Origin of the sequence: Nocardiopsis sp. L17-MgMaSL7, from assembly GCF_003182025.1 — a bacterium.
GTDB lineage: Bacteria > Actinomycetota > Actinomycetes > Streptosporangiales > Streptosporangiaceae > Nocardiopsis > Nocardiopsis prasina.
On the sequence record NZ_QGTF01000008.1, the window covers coordinates 167,720 to 183,504 of the forward strand.

Consider the following 15,785-nt stretch of genomic DNA (forward strand, 5'->3'; position numbering starts at 1 on the left):
GACTCTGGAGGCGGGAGCCCCCGGGGTCAAGGGCATCGGGGGTGCTTTCCCGTGAACGGCGAGGGCCCCGCGCTCCGTGGGGAACGCGGGGCCCTCGCGGCGTCGCGGCGGACCGCGGCGGCCGGTGTGTCTACAGCACCTTGGAGAGGAAGGCCTGGGTACGCTCGTGTTGCGGGTTGGTCAGCACCTCGGACGGGGTGCCCGACTCCACGACGACCCCGTCGTCCATGAAGACCAGGGAGTCGCCGACCTCGCGGGCGAAGCCCATCTCGTGGGTGACCACGACCATCGTCATGCCACCCCGGGCGAGGTCGCGCATGACGTCGAGCACCTCGCCGACCAACTCCGGGTCCAGCGCGCTGGTGGGCTCGTCGAACAGCATCAGCGACGGCTCCATCGCCAGAGCGCGGGCGATCGCCACGCGCTGCTGCTGGCCGCCGGAGAGCTGCTCGGGGTAGGCGTCCGCCTTGTCCGGGAGGCCGACCCGCTCGAGGAGCTCCCGGGCGCGTTCGGTGGCCTCGGCGCGCGGCACCTTCTTGACCTGCACCGGGGCCTCGATGACGTTGCCGAGCACGGTCAGGTGCGGGAACAGGTTGAAGCGCTGGAAGACCATCCCGATGTCGCTGCGCTGGGCGGCGATCTCGGTGTCGCGCAGCTCGTACAGGCGTCCGCGCTTCTGCCGGTAGCCCATCAGCTCGCCGTTGACCCACAGACGGCCGGCGGTGAGCTTCTCCAGGTGGTTGACGCAGCGCAGGAACGTCGACTTGCCCGACCCCGAGGGGCCGACCACGCACATGACCTCGCCGCGCTTGACCTGGAGGTCGATGCCCTTGAGGACCTCCAGGCGCCCGAAGCTCTTGTGGACGTTCTCCGCCACCACGAGGGCGTCGGCGGGCAGTTCGGTGCCCTCCGCGGTCTCCACGACGCCCTCCGGCCCGTGGTCACTGGTCTGGTCGGCCATCAGTGCGCCCCTCCCACGATGCGGTTCCGGACCCCGCGTCCGCTCCGGTTGAACCTGCGTTCGATGAAGTACTGGCCCACCATCAGGACGCTGGTGATGGCCAGGTACCACAGACACGCGGCCACCAGCATCGGGAAGATCTGGTAGCTCCGGGTGCCGATCGCCTGGAGCTGGTAGAAGAGCTCGATGGTCACCGGCACGTAGGCGAGCAGCGCCGTGTCCTTGAGCATGGCGATGGTCTCGTTGCCGGTCGGGGGGATCACCACCCGCATCGCCTGCGGCAGCGTGATCCGCCGCATGATCCTGCTCCGGCTCATCCCGAGCGCCTGCGCGGCCTCTGTCTGGCCCTTGTCCACGGACTGGAGGCCGGCGCGGATGATCTCCGCCATGTAGGCGCCCTCGGACAGCGACAGGGCGAGCAGGCCCGCCGTGTAGCCGGTCAGGAGGGTGCGCGCGTCGATCTCGAAGAAGCGGGCGTCGCCCTCCAGGCCCAGCCACGGCATCCAGTAGTTGTCGAACGGCAGCCCGATGTGGATGGTCGAGTACAGGATCGCGAGGTTGCCGAAGAGCACCGCCAGCACGAGCCGGGGCACCCCTCGGAAGAACCACGTGTACATCCAGGAGACCGTGACCAGCACGGGGTTACCGGACAGGCGCATCACCGCGAGGATGATGCCCAGGAGAACGCCGATGACCATCGACAACACGGTCGCGCTCAGCGTGACCCACACGCCCCGGAGCACGGGCTCGGAGAACATGTTGTCGAACATGAACGGCCAGTTGAAGGCGGGGTTCGTGAACAGCATGTGCACGAACATCGCGGCGAGGACCAGGATGATCCCGGCGGCCACCCACCGTTCGGGGTACCGGACGGGGACGGCGGTGATCGGAGCGGCCGAACGGCCCGGGGTCGGTTCCTTCGACCCCGGGCCGCCCACCGGTTCGCTCGGTGAGGTCACAGTCAGACTTTCGCTTGGTTGACGGGAGTGCGGTGCTCTGGGGCGTGTCCGCCGAACAGCCCTAGGCGGCGGGGTTGACCTCGGAGGTCTCCAGGGCGCCGCCCTCGATGCCCCACTCGGCGAGGACCTCCTCGTAGGTGCCGTCCTCGATGATGGCGTTGAAGGCGGCGGCGACGGCCTCGGAGAGCTCCTCCTGCTCCTGGTTGACGACGACGCCGTAGGGGGCGGCGTCGTACTGCTCGCCGATGAACTCCAGCTGCTCACCGGTCTGCTGGAGAGCGTAGAGCGAGGTCGGCAGGTCGGCCAGGGAGGCGTCGTTCAGGCCGGAGACGATGGTCTCGGTGGCCTGGGGCTGGGTCTGGAACTTCTCGATGGTGATGGCGTCCTCGCCCGCCTCGACACAGGCCTCACTGCGGGCCTCGATGTCGTGGTCGTGCGTGGTGCCCGTCTGCACCGCGATGCGCAGGCCGCAGGCGTTGTCGGGGTCGACGCCGTCGGGGTTGCCCGCCGGGGCGAACCACTGGGTGCCGGAGGAGAAGTAGCTGACCATGTTCACGGCCTCCATGCGCTCCTCCGTGATGGTGAAGGAGGAGGCGCCGAGGTCGTAGGTGCCGGTGTCGACGCCGATGATGATCGAGTCGAAGGTGGTGGGCTCCCAGTCGGCCTCCAGGCCGAGCTTGCCCAGCGCGGCCTCGATGAGGTCGACGTTGAAGCCGAGGACGGTCTCGCCGTCCTCGTCCAGGTACTCGCCGGGCGGGTAGGACGCCTCGACGCCGATCGTGACGGCGCCGGCGTCGGCGACAGCGTCGGGCAGGAGCGCGGCGAGCTCCTCGTCGACGGCGACATCGGGGGCGTCCGCCTCGTCGGAGGCTCCGTCACCACCGTTGCCGCAAGCAGCCAGAGCCAGCACGCCGGCCGTCGCCAGGGCGGTGAGGTAGGTCCGGGGCTCGGACAGGGGCTTGCGCAGGGCCATGGTGGGTCTCCTTCAGGGAGCACGGAGTGCCTGGTCGAGGGGTGGGTCCGCTGCGTCGCGGGGCCGACCAGTGGGGACTTGAGGTGGATGAGGTGCCGGTGGGCGACACATCAGTAACGTTCCATTGTGTCGACCCGCGATTTTCCTCCGGTCACCGTTGTGAGAGAATTGCGTAACGGGTTATCCCCGTGAGATGCGGACGCGCAGTACTCGTATAAGAGTCCGGCGAAGACCACCCCTCCCGGCGTACACCCCGGTCATGGCCGACCGGTGCCGACGAGGGCCCCCTGGCACCCTGACGTCTTCGCGCGCGCTCCGTGGCCCACCGTCCACGTCATGGCCGACGCGGACGTACAGCAGACCGAGGGGTTTGAGTAGTGACCACCTTTTCTTCGCGTACCCAGAACACGTCCCCCCTGGACGAGGACCCGGCGTTCGCCATGCACCGCGGCGGCAAGCTGCACGTGACCTCCTCCGTCGACGTGAGCGACCAGGAGGGCCTGTCCCTCGCGTACACCCCCGGTGTCGCCCGCGTCTGCGACGCCATCGCCGAGAACGCCGAACTCGTCGAGACCTACACCTGGAAGAGCAACCTGGTCGCCGTCGTCACCGACGGCACCGCCGTGCTCGGTCTGGGCAACATCGGCCCGGAGGCGTCCCTGCCGGTCATGGAGGGCAAGTCGCTGCTGTTCAAGCAGTTCGCCGACGTCGACTCCATCCCGATCGCCCTCAACTGCACCGACGCCGACGAGATCGTCGAGACCGTCGTGCGGATGTCGCCGTCCTTCGGCGGCGTCAACCTGGAGGACATCTCCGCTCCGCGCTGCTTCGAGATCGAGGCCAAGCTGCGTGAGCGCCTGGACGTCCCGGTCTTCCACGACGACCAGCACGGCACCGCCATCGTGACCGTCGCGGCGCTGCACAACGCGGCCCGCCTCACCGGCCGCACCCTGGCCGACCTGCGAGTGGTCGTCTCCGGGGCGGGGGCCGCCGGGGTCGCCGTCACCAAGATGCTCATCGACGGCGGGATCGGCGACATCGCCGTGGCCGACTCCAAGGGCATCATCCACCAGGGCCGCGAGGGCCTGACCCCGGTCAAGCAGGAGCTGGCCGAGATCAGCAACCGGGCGGGTCTCCAGGGCTCCATCGAGAGCGCGCTCGAGGGCGCCGACGTGTTCGTGGGCCTGTCCGCCGGGGAGGTGCCCGAGTCGGTCGTGGCCACCATGGCCGAGAACGCCATCGTCTTCGCGATGGCCAACCCCAACCCCGAGGTGCACCCGGACGTCGCCCGCAGGTACGCGAGCGTCGTCGCCACCGGGCGCAGCGACTTCCCGAACCAGATCAACAACGTGCTCGCCTTCCCGGGGGTCTTCCGTGGCACCTTCGACGTCCAGGCCACCGACATCACCGAGAACATGAAGCTGGCCGCCGCCAAGGCGCTGGCCGACCTGGTCGGTGACGACCTCAGCGCCGACTACGTGATCCCCAGCCCCTTCGACGACCGGGTGGTCCCGGCGGTCTCCGCCGCTGTCGCCGCCCAGGCTCGCAAGGACGGCGTCGCCCGCCGTTAGCAGGCACGCGAGGGGGCCCGGAGACCGACCACGGTCTCCGGGCCCCTTGTTTCCCATGAGTTCCCGGAGCTTCTCAACGCTCCTACCGCAGTCCTTGAGGAGCCCCCGCAGGGTTCCCTTCACAGCAGCTCGGCGGGGGAGCCGAACTCCTCGGTGAGCAGGGCGAAAGCCGTGCGCAGGTCGGCCAGGGCGGCGTCCGGGGTGTCCCCCTCACCGTGGGCGGTGACCCCCGCGCGGAGCACGGCGCGGGCGCACCAGATCCCTTCCTCGTCCTGCTCGATCGTGTACGGAACCAACACGGGGTTCCTCCTCCTTCGCCGACCCGCGTGCACGGAGGGGCCCGGAGGACCACGCCCCCGCGCGGTCCTCCGGGCCCCGTGCCGGGCCGGTCTCGGTCAGTCCTTCTTCTGGTCGTCCTCGCCGGTGGCGGTGGACCAGGGGTCCCCGCCGGAGGGCGGCATCGGTCGGGCGTCCGGGGTCTCCGGTTCGGGCTTGGACTCGGGTTCGGGCTCGGGCCGCTCAGCGGTCCCGGACCCGTCGGAGGGCCCGGTGCTCTCGTCGCGGTCGGGCGGCCCCCAGCGGCCCATGTCGCGTCGGATCACCTCGACGGTCTCGTCCAGGATGCGCCGCAGGTCGTTGCTGGCGGACTCGCCCACCTGGCCGGCGCCGCGCACCATGTCACGGACCTTCACCGAGAAGTCGCGCAGGGCGTGCTCGAACTCGGCGCGGTCCTGCGCACCGGGCTTCGCGCCGTCGGAGTCGGAGCGCTCCGAGCCCTCGGACTCGCCGCGACCGCCCCAGGCCGCGCCGAAGGCACCGAACCCCTGGGCGAACCGCTCCCACTCGCGGGCCCACATGCCGTTGTCGCCGCAGTCCCGGTCCTTGTCGTCGGGCTTCTTCCGGTCCTCGCTGCCGGAGCTCTCACGACGCCCCTCGCCCGAGGCGAACTTGAGTTCGTCGCGCAGCGAGCTGATGGTCTCGCGGACGTCCTGCTTCACGGCGCGGGCGATGTCGCGGACCGAGTCGGTGATCTCCTTCTCCAGGTCGTCCAGGTCGCTCTCGCGGGCCCGCAGCTCCGCACGGCCCTTGTCGGTGAGGCTGTAGACCTTGCGGCCGCCCTTCTCCGTGTGCGTGACCAGCCCCTCCTCCTCCAGCCGTGCGAGGCGGGGGTAGATGGTGCCGGGAGAGGGCGAGTACACGCCGAGGAAGCGGTCCCGGAGCAGGCTGATGATCTCGTATCCGTGGCGCGGGCTCTCGTCCAGCAGCTTGAGCAGGTAGAGCCGGAGTCTGCCGTGGCCGAAGATGGTACTCATTCAGGCCCCCTCGGGGATCGCGGCCGGGGCCTCGGGCGCGCGGCGCAGCAGCGCCGTCCGCCCGGACACGGAGTTGACACTGATGGAGGCGGGGTCGACGCCCACGCCGATCTTGCCGGTCAGGGCGGTGCGGGCCGGGGCGCTGCGGCGGTCCAGACCGAAGTCCGAGTCCACCTTGCCGGTGACGGCGCGCAGCTCCACGGTGGCCGAGCTCTCCGAGGGCACCCGCAGGGCCACCTCGCCGGAGACCGTGGTCACCCGGACCCGGGCGGAGGCCGCCAGGTCGGTGTCCACGAGCACGTGGCCGGAGGCGGTCTTGGCGCGCAGCTCCGCCAGGCGACCGCCGGCCACCGCGAGCTGTCCGCTGGCGCTGTTGAAGGAGAGGGTGCCGCCGGGGGAGCGCACCGAGGCGTTGGCGGAGGCGGTGTTGACCTCGGTCTCCCCGGACACGCCGTCCAGGGTGACCTCGCCAGTGGCGGTGCGGACGCGGGTGCGGGAGGTCAGCCCGGCGACGACCACCGGGGCCCCGGCCGTGGTGACCTCCACCGGGCAGTCACGGGGGACCCGCAGGTCGACCGTGGCCCGCCGGGAGGCGATGTTGCGGTAGCGGCCCAGCTGGATGGGCTTGAGCCGGTCCAGCAGACCCTGACCGGTGAGGTCCTGGTAGTGGATGGTGAGGATGCCCGCCTCCTGGGTGACCTCCAGGGGCTCGCCCTCGATCTCGGAGATCTCGAAGGTGACCGGGTCGTCCGTGGGGATGATGTTGACCTGTCCGCTGACGATGCGCACCTTGAGGGCGACGATGCCGTCCAGGGTGTGGGTCATCGGACTGTCGATGGACCAACGTGCCATCGTGAATCCCTTCCGCTCGCTCTCGATGACTTCACGATATGTCGCGTGTTCGCCGAACTCAAGATATGTCGCGGATTTCAGGGTCGTGTCAGGGACGGCTCGGGGTCCGGGTACGGGAACGGCCGAGGGGCCCGGGTCAGTGAAGACCCGGGCCCCTCGGCCGGATGACGCCGCTGGGCGCCGCTCCGTGTGACTACTCCTCGTCCTCGTCGTCCAACCGGGCCAGCCAGGTGGCCAGTCGTTCGACCGGGGTCTCGAACTCGGGGTTGAGGTCGGTGAACACCCGCAGCTGCTCGGCGAGCCAGGCGAAGCTGACCTCCTCCTCGCCGCGGCGGTTCTCCAACTCCTCGATCCCGCGATCGGTGTAGTACATGGAAGCGTTCCTACTCTGCCGGCGGGAACACCGTGTCCACCAGGGCGCGCTGCTCGGCCTCGTGGCGCTTGGCCGAACCGGCCGCGGGCGCGGAGGAGGCCGGACGCGAGATCCGGGTGAACGGACGGTCGAGCTGCTCGGAGAAGACCAGCGCGACGAAGGGCCACGGACCCATGTTCGCGGGCTCCTCCTGGACCCACAGGACCTCGCCCGCGTTCGGGTAGGCCTTGAGCTGCTCGCGGATCTCCTCGATCGGCAGCGGGTAGAGCCGCTCCGCCCGGATGATCGCGGTGTGCTTGTCACCGCTCTTGCGGCGGGCCGCGTCCAGGTCGTAGTAGATCTTGCCCGAGCAGATGACCACGCGACGGACCTTGTCCGCCGAGATCGAGTCGTCCCCGATCAGCGGCTGGAAGTGGCCCGACGTGAAGTCGTCGGCGGCCGAGGTCGCGGCCTTCAGACGCAGCAGCGACTTGGGTGTGAACACCACGAGCGGGCGCTCGAACGGCGACTTCGCCTGCCAGCGCAGCAGGTGGAAGTAGCTCGCCGGGGTGCTCGGCATCGCGACGGTCATGTTCTCCTGCGCGCACTGCTGCAGGAACCGCTCGATGCGGGCCGAGGAGTGGTCCGGGCCCTGGCCCTCGTAGCCGTGCGGCAGCAGCATGGTCACGCTGGAGCGCTGACCCCACTTCTGCTCGCCCGCGCTGATGTACTCGTCGATGACGGTCTGCGCGCCGTTGACGAAGTCACCGAACTGCGCCTCCCACATGACCAGCGCGTTCGGCCGGGTCAGCGAGTAGCCGTACTCGAAGCCCAGTGCCGCGTACTCGCTGAGCAGCGAGTCGTGCACGAGGAACTTCGTGGTCCCGTTGTCGAACTGCTTGAGCGGCGTGTACGTCTCGCCGGTCTCGCGGTCCATGAGCGAGGCGTGGCGCTGGCCGAAGGTGCCGCGACGGCTGTCCTGACCGATCAGGCGGACCGGGTGGTCGTCCAGCAGCAGCGACCCGAAGGCCAGCAGCTCACCGGTGGCCCAGTCGACGGCGTCGGTCTCGACCATCGTGGCGCGACGGGTCAGCTGGGGTGCCAGACGCGGGTGCGGCGTGAAGCCCTCGGGCATCGTCACCTGGGTGTCGATCACCCGCTTGACCGTCTCGGTGCTGATGGCGGTCTCGACCTTGGAGTGGTCCAGACGCGACTCGGTGAACACCTCGGGCTTGACCACGGCGCCCGGCTCGATCGGCTTCTTCTCGACCTCGCGGGTCTCGGTGAAGGCCCGCTCCAGCTCGGACTGGTAGTCGCGCAGGGCCTGCTCGGCCTCCTCCACCGTGATGTCGCCGCGCCCGATGAGGGACTCGGTGAACAGCTTGCGGGTGGAGCGCTTGGCGTCGATGACGTCGTACATGAGGGGCTGGGTGAACGCGGGGTTGTCGCCCTCGTTGTGCCCACGGCGCCGGTAGCAGACGAGGTCGATGACGACGTCCTTGTTGAACGCCTGACGGTAGGCGAAGGCCAGGTGGGCGACCCGGACCACGGCCTCGGGGTCGTCCCCGTTGACGTGGAAGATCGGCGCCTGGACCATCCGCGCGACGTCGGTGGCGTACACGCTGGAGCGGCTGTCGGTCGGCGAGGTGGTGAAGCCGACCTGGTTGTTCACGATGACGTGGACCGTGCCACCGGTGCGGTAGCCCCGCAGCTGGGACAGGTTCAGCGTCTCGGCCACCACGCCCTGACCGGCGAAGGCCGCGTCACCGTGGATGAGGATGGGCAGCACGGTGAAGCCGTGCGGGCCCTTGTCCAGCACGTCCTGCTTGGCGCGGACGATGCCCTCGGCGACCGGGTTGACCGTCTCCAGGTGGGACGGGTTGGCCGACAGCGAGATCTGGATCGCGTCGCCCTCGCGGGTCTGGAAGGTGCCCTCGGTGCCCAGGTGGTACTTGACGTCACCGGAGCCGTGCGCGCTGCGCGGGTCGAGGTTGCCCTCGAACTCACCGAAGATCTGCCCGTAGGACTTGCCGCAGATGTTGGCGAGCACGTTCAGGCGGCCGCGGTGGGCCATGCCGATGACGGCCTCGTCCAGCTCGGCCTTGGCGGCCTTGGAGATCACGCCGTCCAGCAGCGGGATCAGCGACTCGCCGCCCTCCAGGGAGAAGCGCTTCTGACCGACGTACTTGGTCTGGAGGAAGGTCTCGAAGGCCTCGGCGCTGTTGAGCCGGTGCAGGATGTGCAGCTGCTCGTCGCGGTCGAGCTTCTCGTGCTCGCGCTCGACGTGCGACTGGATCCACTCCCGCTCCTCCGGGCTCTGGATGTGCATGTACTCGATACCCACCGTGCGGCAGTAGGTGTCGCGCAGCACGCCCAGCACGTCGCGCAGCTTCATGACCTGCTTGCCGCCGAAGCCCCCGGTGGGGAACTCGCGGTCCAGGTCCCAGAGGGTCAGGCCGTGCTCGAGCACGTCCAGGTCCGGGTGCTTGCGCTGCTCGTGGTCGAGCGGGTTGGTGTCGGCCATGAGGTGGCCGCGCACGCGGTAGGCGTGGATCAGCTCCTGGACCCGGGTGGTCTTGTCGAGCTGGGTCGCCTTGTTGACGTGGATGTCCTGCACCCAGCGGACCGGCTCGTACGGAATCCGCAGCGAGTTGAAGATCTCGTCGTAGAAGCCGTCCTCGCCCAGCAGCAGCTGGTGGATGCGGCGCAGGAACTCGCCCGACTGGGCACCCTGGATGATCCGGTGGTCGTACGTCGAGGTCAGCGTCATGACCTTGCTGATGCCGAGCTCGCTCAGGGTGTCCTGGGACGCGCCCTGGAACTCGGCCGGGTACTCCATGGCCCCGACGCCGAGGATGGTGCCCTGCCCGGGCATCAGGCGCGGCACGGAGTGCACGGTGCCGATGCCGCCCGGGTTGGTCAGGCTGATCGTGGTGCCCTGGAAGTCCGGCACGCCCAGCTTGTTGTTGCGGGCCTTGCGGACCAGGTCCTCGTAGCCGCTCCAGAACTCGTTGAAGTCCATCTCGCCGGACTTCTTGATGGAGGGCACGACCAGCTGACGGGAGCCGTCCGGCTTCTGGAGGTCGATCGCCAGGCCGAAGTTCACGTGTTCGGGCTTGGCGACGCCGGGCTTGCCGTCGATCTCCGTGTAGGAGTGGTTCATCTCGGGCAGGGCCTTGAGGGCCTTGACCATGGCGTAGCCGATGAGGTGGGTGAAGGAGACCTTCCCACCGCGGCCGCGCCGGAGATGGTTGTTGATGACGATGCGGTTGTCGAACAGCAGCTTGACCGGCACCGCGCGCACACTCGTCGCGGTCGGCAGGGTCAGGCTCGACTCCATGTTGGTCGCGGTGCGGGCGGGTGCTCCACGCAGCCGCTCCTCGTTGACCTGGAGTGCATCGTCGGTGTTCTTGGGTGCAGGGGCCGCAGCGGCCTTCTTCTTCGGCGCGGGTGCGGCGGGGGTCTTCTCGGGCTGCGCCTTTGCGGTCGCAGTGCCCCCACCCTTCCCGTTGGCCGAGTCCGCGGGCTTGTAGTCCGCGAAGAAGTTCCACCAAGCCTTGTCAACCGAATTCGGGTCGGTGAGGTACTTCTGGTAAAGCTCCTCGACCAGCCACTCGTTCGGGCCGAAATCTGTCAGGGGTTGAGACGCCTCAGACGACACGGCGGAGATCGCCCACTTCCGCAGCTCGCTTGTGAATGATTAGGAAAGACGGGTGGCTGCTGGCAAGTCGGGCCCGAAGAAGCACGGAGTCGCTCCCCATCGTAGGGAAGAAGCTGACCTGGCCAGCACTCGTCGGGTACAAGGCTACTTGTACCGACCTCCCTGACGGGAACATCGGAGTAGCTGAAACTGGGAGATACCTAACAATCTTTCACACGAACCTTGTCTCTACGTGCCGGTCACTTTGCGTTGCGTGGTCGACATGCTGCGTTTGTTCCTGTTTGACGGGGTTTTCGGTGCGCATTCCTGTGACTGCCCCCGGGCCGGGCCCGTGTGGCGCGCACCACGTTTCCTCTGGGGTCGTGCGCAGGGCCACCACGGGCAGCAACCGACGGTCACCCGCCCGCGTCCGGCCGTGAAACGCCGGTGTCCGACGGCGGTGATGTGCGGATCTGTGCGCTCTTCCCCGTTCTCCCCCATGGCGGCGGTACCCCTGCCTACGATCGCCCTACGAACACGACAAGTCGGGTGGGGAGGCCCATGAAGGGACTCGGAGAACTGGAGGCGGCCATCATGGGGGCCCTGTGGAGCTCGGAGGGGCCGCTCTCCGTGCGCGAGGTCCGGGAACACATGGTCTACGACCGGGAGGTCGCCTACACGACCGTCATGACGGTGGCCAACATCCTCTTCCACAAGGGTCTGGTGGACCGTGAGAAGGACGGGCGGGCCTGGGCCTACTGGCCTCGTGAGAGCCACGCCGAGTACACGGCACGCGTGATGGGCGAGGTCCTGGAGACGGGGCCCGACCCTGACGCGACCCTGCTGCGCTTTGTGGAGCGCTTCAGCGACGAGGAGATGGTCCGCCTGCACCACGTCTTCCGCCAGGTGCGCGACCGGCGCGGCGCCGGTCGCCCGCACACCTCACCGACGGCGTAGCGAGCGCACGCTCGGAGTGGCGACCGCCGCGAACGTGGCCGTCAGGGTCAGCCCCGCCACGATCAGGAGGGCCCGGTCCGGCCCGATGGCCTCGGCCACCGGCCCGATCGCGATCTGTCCCACCGGCATCGCCACGAAGGACCCCAGGGCGTCGTAGGAGTACACGCGGGAGAGCCGTTCGGGCGGGACGTTCTCCTGCACGGAGACCTCCCAGGCCACCGAGAACTGCTGCATCGCCACCCCGCCCGCGAACATCGCGGCGAACAGCAGCGGCACCAGCGGTGAGGGCCCGGCCATCACGAAGAACGGGAGGGTCTGGAGCGTGACCAGCGCCGTGCCGTAGAACAGGGCCCGTCGCGGCTGCCACCGGGCCGCGAGCACCCCGCCGACCAGCAGTCCCACACTGTTGGCCGCCATGAGCAGTCCCCACGTGGTCCGGCCGAACGTGTCGTCGGCGATCCCCGGCCCCAGCACCGCCGTGACCGAGGACCACCCGGCGTTGACCACCATGAACTGCAACACGACGATCCAGACCCACGGGCGGGCCACGAACTCGCTCCACCCGTCCAGCAGGTCGCGCAGCACGCCCCTGCTCGGCACGGCCGTGGACGGCACCCGCAGGAACAGGAAGACCAGACCGGCGGCGGCGAACAGGGCCGCGTCCGCGCCGATCGCCCAGCCCGGACCGACCAGCCCCACCAGCACGCCGCCCACCGACATCCCGGCGAACATGCCCAGCTGCTTGGCGATCCCGGCCAGCGCGTTGGCCTGGCGCAGCAGCGACCCCGGCACGGTCTGCGGGGTCAGCGCCGCGATCGCGGGCAGGTTCGCGGCGGCCGCGGCCCCGTTGAGCACGCTCAGCGCGACCATCAGCCAGAGGGTGGCCGTCCCGGAGAGGAGGAACACGGCCAGGAGGGCCTGGGAGACCGCGGCGAGCAAACAGGCGCCCCGGATCACCAGGGCGCGCGGAAACCGGTCGGCGAGGACTCCGCCCAACAGCAGCAGCGCCACGTTGGCGATGGAGCGCGCCCCCACCACCAGTCCCACCTGGGCCAGGGAGCCGGTCACGTCCAGGACGGCGAAGGCCAGCGCCACGTGCGCCATGCCGTTGCCGAAGAGCATGAGCACACGGCCCGTCACCAGGACTCGGAAGGGCGTGTGGGCCAGCGGGGCCGTGATTCCGGGGACGGCGCCCCGCTCCCGGGTCATCCGTGCCCCTGGTTCATCCGCGCTCCACCCCTCGGTCCGCCCGCCACCCGGGGCATCCTCTTCGAACACCGGGCCGGGGGCAACCGGTTTTTCGCGGTGGCGGGAGGCTCAGCGGCCGAGGACCCAGCTCCGGCCCTCGGCCGCCAGCTTCTCCACCAGGGTGGCGCTGTCGTGCTCCTTGGCGAAGAGGTGTTCGGGGCGGGTGATCGGCACGATCCACAGCCACCGCACCGGGTCGCCCTGGAAGGACAGGCCGGAGGTGTCGGGCGGTGTGCGGGTGGGATCGGTCACCAGGGGGCCGGGGTCCTCCAGGAGCAGGACCGCGCCCGCTCCGCCGCGCATGGACCGGTCCTCGGGGTTGTCCAGCCACTTGATGGTGTGCCCGGTCCCGAACCACGTCACCGCACGCCAGGGGAACGCCCCGATCCACCGGAAGATCCGGGCGGCGTGGTGCGCGGGCAGGGTCGTGGCCAGGGCCAGCTCCACCCGTGCGTGGTTCGAGGTGTCGGCCATGTAGCGGTCCAGGGTGGGCATGCGCTGTCCGCACATGCCCACGGTGGAGAGCACGGTGAAGGGCCGCTCCTGTGAGGGCGGCCGCTCCGAGACCCGCAGCAGCGGCGGGTGCCCGTCGGACACGTCCCAGTAGTGGCCGGGTTCTCCCACCCTGCGGTTCAGGTGGCTGAGGACGGTCCGCTGCACGCTGCGCCATGCCCCGGAGGCGCGACGCCAGTCCCAGTAGGCCTCGGCGTGCACCACGCGGGGCCACAGCTGGTCCCGCACCGAGTCCAGTTCCCAGGCGTAGGCGCTGCGCCCGATCGCCTCGCGGGCGTACCCGGGCAGACCGCTGTCGGCCTCGGCCCAGCCCGGGATCACCGCGAGCAGGCCCTCCTCGTCCACCAGGGCCACTCCGTCGCCCTCCTCGAACCACACCGCGCGCAGCGTGGCCGGGTCGAAGCGGGGGCGTCCCTGGGGGTGCTTGGTGTGGGCCTCCGGCATGAGGGGGGCCTGCCCTCGGTAGAGGCCGCTCGACTCGCTGTCGCGCGGGGCCGCCTCGTGGTTGGCCAGCCACACCGGCACCCGGATGCGCTCACGGGCGTCCAGCAGGTAGGCGGCCGTGGTGTGGGAGTCGCACTCGACGACGACGCGACGGCTCTGGTAGGGGCTGATCTCGTCCAGCAGGACGTCGATCTCGGTCACCGGCCCTCCCACGTGCCGACGGCTGTCGTGTCGTCGTGTCCGCCGGAAGCGGGCACAGCCGCCCGGCCTGTCCACAAGCTAAGTAGAATCGACGGTAGTGCCCTGACAGTCGGAGCAGCACCGCAGTCGCGTATAGGTCGTATAACGACCCGTGCCGCCACATCCCTCCCGCACCGGGCGCAGACCACCGACTCCACTCCTTACGGATCCTTATGCCCGCCGAGCTCACATTCGTCGCACCCCGCCGCGCCAAGCCGCCCCGGCACCTGGCCGACCTCAGCCCCGAAGAGCGGCTGGAGGTCGTCAGGGAGCTGGGTGAGAAGCCCTTCCGTGCCAAGCAGATCGCCAAGCACTACTACGGCGGGCTGGAGTCGGACACCTCGAAGATGACCGACCTCCCGGAGTCCTCCCGGGAACGGCTCGGGGAGGCGCTGCTGCCCACGCTGCTCACCCCGGTCCGGCACATCACCTGTGACAACGGGATGACCCGCAAGACCCTCTGGAAGGCCTTCGACGGGGTGATGTTCGAGTCGGTGCTCATGCGCTACCCGGACCGCGTCACCCTGTGCATCTCCTCCCAGGCCGGGTGCGGCATGAACTGCCCGTTCTGCGCCACCGGCCAGGCGGGCCTCACCCGCAACCTGTCCACCGGCGAGATCGTCGACCAGGTCGTGGCCAGCGCCCGCGACCTGGCGCGCGGCGAGGTCGCGGGCGGCCCGGGGCGGATCAGCAACATCGTGTTCATGGGCATGGGCGAGCCCATGGCCAACTACAAGCGCGTGCTCCAGACCGTCCGCCAGATCACCGACCCGGTCCCCGACGGGATGGGCATCTCCCAGCGCGGGGTCACCGTCTCCACAGTGGGCCTGGTCCCGGCCATCAACAAGCTCATCGACGAGAGGATGCAGGTCCGTCTGGCGATCTCCCTGCACGCCCCCGACGACGAGCTCCGCGACGAGCTGGTGCCGATCAACACCCGCTGGAAGGTCGATGAGGTCCTGGACGCCGCCTGGCGCTACGCCGGGACCACCGGTCGCCGCGTGTCCATCGAGTACGCGCTGATCAAGGACATCAACGACCAGGCCTGGCGGGCCGACCTCCTGGGCAAGCTCCTCAAGGGCCACCTGGTGCACGTCAACCTCATCCCGCTCAACCCCACCCCGGGGTCCAAGTGGACCGCCTCGCGCCCCGAGGACGAGCGCGAGTTCGTCCGGCGCCTCCAGTCCCACGGCGTCTCGGTGACCGTCCGCGACACCCGGGGCCAGGAGATCGACGGGGCCTGCGGGCAGCTCGCCGCCGCCGAGAAGTAAGACACCGACGTGGTCGAGACCGCCCTCGCCTTCGTGGTGGCCACCGCGGCGGGGCTGGTCCCGCTCATCAACATCGAGCTGTACCTGCTGGGCGCCGTCGCCCTCCTGGATGACGGCGCCCTCGTGGCGATGGCCCTCGCGGCGGCCCTGGGCCAGACCCTCGGCAAGATCCCGTACTACTACGTGGGCTACGGGACAATCTCCACGCCGTGGCTGCGGCGCCGCGCCGCCACCCCCGGCAAGTGGACGGAGCGGGTGTCCCGCTGGCGGGCCAGGGCCGAGGAGCGCCCCGTCTGGGGCGCGGGCCTGCTCGCCCTGAGCTCCTTCGCCAGCGTGCCGCCGTTCATGGTGGTCTCCGTGCTGGCCGGGGTGCTGCGCATGAACATCGTGCTCTTCTGCGTGGTCACCTTCGTCACCCGCTTCGCCCGTTTCCTCATCCTGGTCCTGGCCCCCGCGTGGGCCATGGGCGTCCTCCCCTGAACCGTGCCGCG

The 15,785-nt window shown here is 69.7% G+C and carries 14 protein-coding genes; 4 read left to right on the forward strand and 10 right to left on the reverse strand.

The features are described 5' to 3' along the window. Positions 1-130 precede the first annotated feature (130 nt). The 3 genes from BDW27_RS16090 to BDW27_RS16100 all read right to left on the reverse strand — a co-directional run bounded on the left by BDW27_RS16090 (position 131) and on the right by BDW27_RS16100 (position 2,893). Entirely contained in the window at positions 131-961 is an 831-nt protein-coding gene (locus tag BDW27_RS16090) for an amino acid ABC transporter ATP-binding protein (RefSeq protein ID WP_017542527.1), read from the reverse strand. Beyond that, entirely contained in the window at positions 961-1,920 is a 960-nt protein-coding gene (locus tag BDW27_RS16095) for an amino acid ABC transporter permease (protein ID WP_110049982.1), read from the reverse strand. The genes BDW27_RS16090 and BDW27_RS16095 overlap by 1 nt, the downstream gene beginning before the upstream one ends. A gap of 61 nt (positions 1,921-1,981) precedes the next feature. Then, positions 1,982-2,893, reverse strand: coding sequence for an ABC transporter substrate-binding protein (locus BDW27_RS16100; RefSeq protein ID WP_017542529.1), 912 nt, complete (start codon positions 2,891-2,893; stop codon positions 1,982-1,984). A gap of 377 nt (positions 2,894-3,270) precedes the next feature. Between BDW27_RS16100 and BDW27_RS16105 the strand changes: the two genes are divergently transcribed. Then, positions 3,271-4,464: an NADP-dependent malic enzyme gene (locus BDW27_RS16105; protein WP_110049983.1), complete on the forward strand. Its 1,194-nt coding sequence runs from the start codon at positions 3,271-3,273 to the stop codon at positions 4,462-4,464. Between the two features lie 119 nt (positions 4,465-4,583). Here the strand turns inward: BDW27_RS16105 and BDW27_RS16110 are convergent, their stop codons facing one another. The 5 genes from BDW27_RS16110 to BDW27_RS16130 form a co-directional block, all read right to left on the reverse strand. Then, complete coding sequence (locus BDW27_RS16110) at positions 4,584-4,763, reverse strand: hypothetical protein (RefSeq protein WP_017542532.1); 180 nt, start codon at positions 4,761-4,763, stop codon at positions 4,584-4,586. Between the two features lie 96 nt (positions 4,764-4,859). After that, positions 4,860-5,777: a PadR family transcriptional regulator gene (locus tag BDW27_RS16115; RefSeq protein ID WP_110049985.1), complete on the reverse strand. Its 918-nt coding sequence runs from the start codon at positions 5,775-5,777 to the stop codon at positions 4,860-4,862. Next, a complete protein-coding gene (locus BDW27_RS16120; RefSeq protein WP_017542534.1) occupies positions 5,778-6,629 on the reverse strand; it encodes a DUF4097 family beta strand repeat-containing protein in 852 nt (283 codons plus the stop codon). A 193-nt stretch (positions 6,630-6,822) separates the two neighbouring features. Next, positions 6,823-7,002: a DUF6104 family protein gene (locus BDW27_RS16125; protein WP_017542535.1), complete on the reverse strand. Its 180-nt coding sequence runs from the start codon at positions 7,000-7,002 to the stop codon at positions 6,823-6,825. A gap of 10 nt (positions 7,003-7,012) precedes the next feature. Continuing rightward, positions 7,013-10,642 carry a multifunctional oxoglutarate decarboxylase/oxoglutarate dehydrogenase thiamine pyrophosphate-binding subunit/dihydrolipoyllysine-residue succinyltransferase subunit gene (locus BDW27_RS16130; RefSeq protein WP_017542536.1) on the reverse strand — a complete coding sequence of 1,210 codons (3,630 nt, stop codon included), beginning with the start codon at positions 10,640-10,642 and terminating at the stop codon, positions 7,013-7,015. Positions 10,643-11,182: 540 nt separating this feature from the next. On the opposite strand from BDW27_RS16130, the gene BDW27_RS16135 reads away from it, so the two are divergent. Continuing rightward, a complete protein-coding gene (locus BDW27_RS16135; RefSeq protein WP_199560668.1) occupies positions 11,183-11,578 on the forward strand; it encodes a BlaI/MecI/CopY family transcriptional regulator in 396 nt (131 codons plus the stop codon). On the opposite strand, the gene BDW27_RS16140 is transcribed toward BDW27_RS16135, so the two are convergent. Together BDW27_RS16140 and BDW27_RS16145 are read right to left on the reverse strand one after the other, a co-directional pair. Beyond that, positions 11,564-12,787, reverse strand: a complete 1,224-nt coding sequence (locus BDW27_RS16140) for an MFS transporter (RefSeq protein WP_017542538.1) — start codon at positions 12,785-12,787, stop codon at positions 11,564-11,566. The genes BDW27_RS16135 and BDW27_RS16140 overlap by 15 nt on opposite strands. 108 nt (positions 12,788-12,895) lie before the next feature. After that, complete coding sequence (locus BDW27_RS16145) at positions 12,896-13,984, reverse strand: suppressor of fused domain protein (protein ID WP_017542539.1); 1,089 nt, start codon at positions 13,982-13,984, stop codon at positions 12,896-12,898. Between the two features lie 212 nt (positions 13,985-14,196). On the opposite strand from BDW27_RS16145, the gene rlmN reads away from it, so the two are divergent. Both rlmN and BDW27_RS16155 read left to right on the forward strand, forming a co-directional pair. Beyond that, a complete protein-coding gene (rlmN, locus tag BDW27_RS16150) occupies positions 14,197-15,294 on the forward strand; it encodes a 23S rRNA (adenine(2503)-C(2))-methyltransferase RlmN (protein WP_017542540.1) in 1,098 nt (365 codons plus the stop codon). 9 nt (positions 15,295-15,303) lie between these two features. Beyond that, positions 15,304-15,774 (forward strand): membrane protein, encoded by a 471-nt coding sequence (locus BDW27_RS16155; RefSeq protein ID WP_017542541.1) that lies wholly within the window; start codon positions 15,304-15,306, stop codon positions 15,772-15,774. Positions 15,775-15,785: the final 11 nt, after the last annotated feature.

Bases quoted from the DNA above. Each gene is read 5' to 3' on its own strand.
- BDW27_RS16090 (WP_017542527.1), bottom strand. From the start codon at position 961: ATGGCCGACCAGACCAGTGACCACGGGCCGGAGGGCGTCGTGGAGACC.
- BDW27_RS16100 (WP_017542529.1), bottom strand. From the start codon at position 2,893: ATGGCCCTGCGCAAGCCCCTGTCCGAGCCCCGGACCTACCTCACCGCC.
- BDW27_RS16115 (WP_110049985.1), bottom strand. From the start codon at position 5,777: ATGAGTACCATCTTCGGCCACGGCAGACTCCGGCTCTACCTGCTCAAG.
- BDW27_RS16120 (WP_017542534.1), bottom strand. From the start codon at position 6,629: ATGGCACGTTGGTCCATCGACAGTCCGATGACCCACACCCTGGACGGC.
- BDW27_RS16125 (WP_017542535.1), bottom strand. From the start codon at position 7,002: ATGTACTACACCGATCGCGGGATCGAGGAGTTGGAGAACCGCCGCGGC.
- BDW27_RS16135 (WP_199560668.1), top strand. From the start codon at position 11,183: ATGAAGGGACTCGGAGAACTGGAGGCGGCCATCATGGGGGCCCTGTGG.
- BDW27_RS16140 (WP_017542538.1), bottom strand. From the start codon at position 12,787: ATGACCCGGGAGCGGGGCGCCGTCCCCGGAATCACGGCCCCGCTGGCC.
- rlmN (WP_017542540.1), top strand. From the start codon at position 14,197: ATGCCCGCCGAGCTCACATTCGTCGCACCCCGCCGCGCCAAGCCGCCC.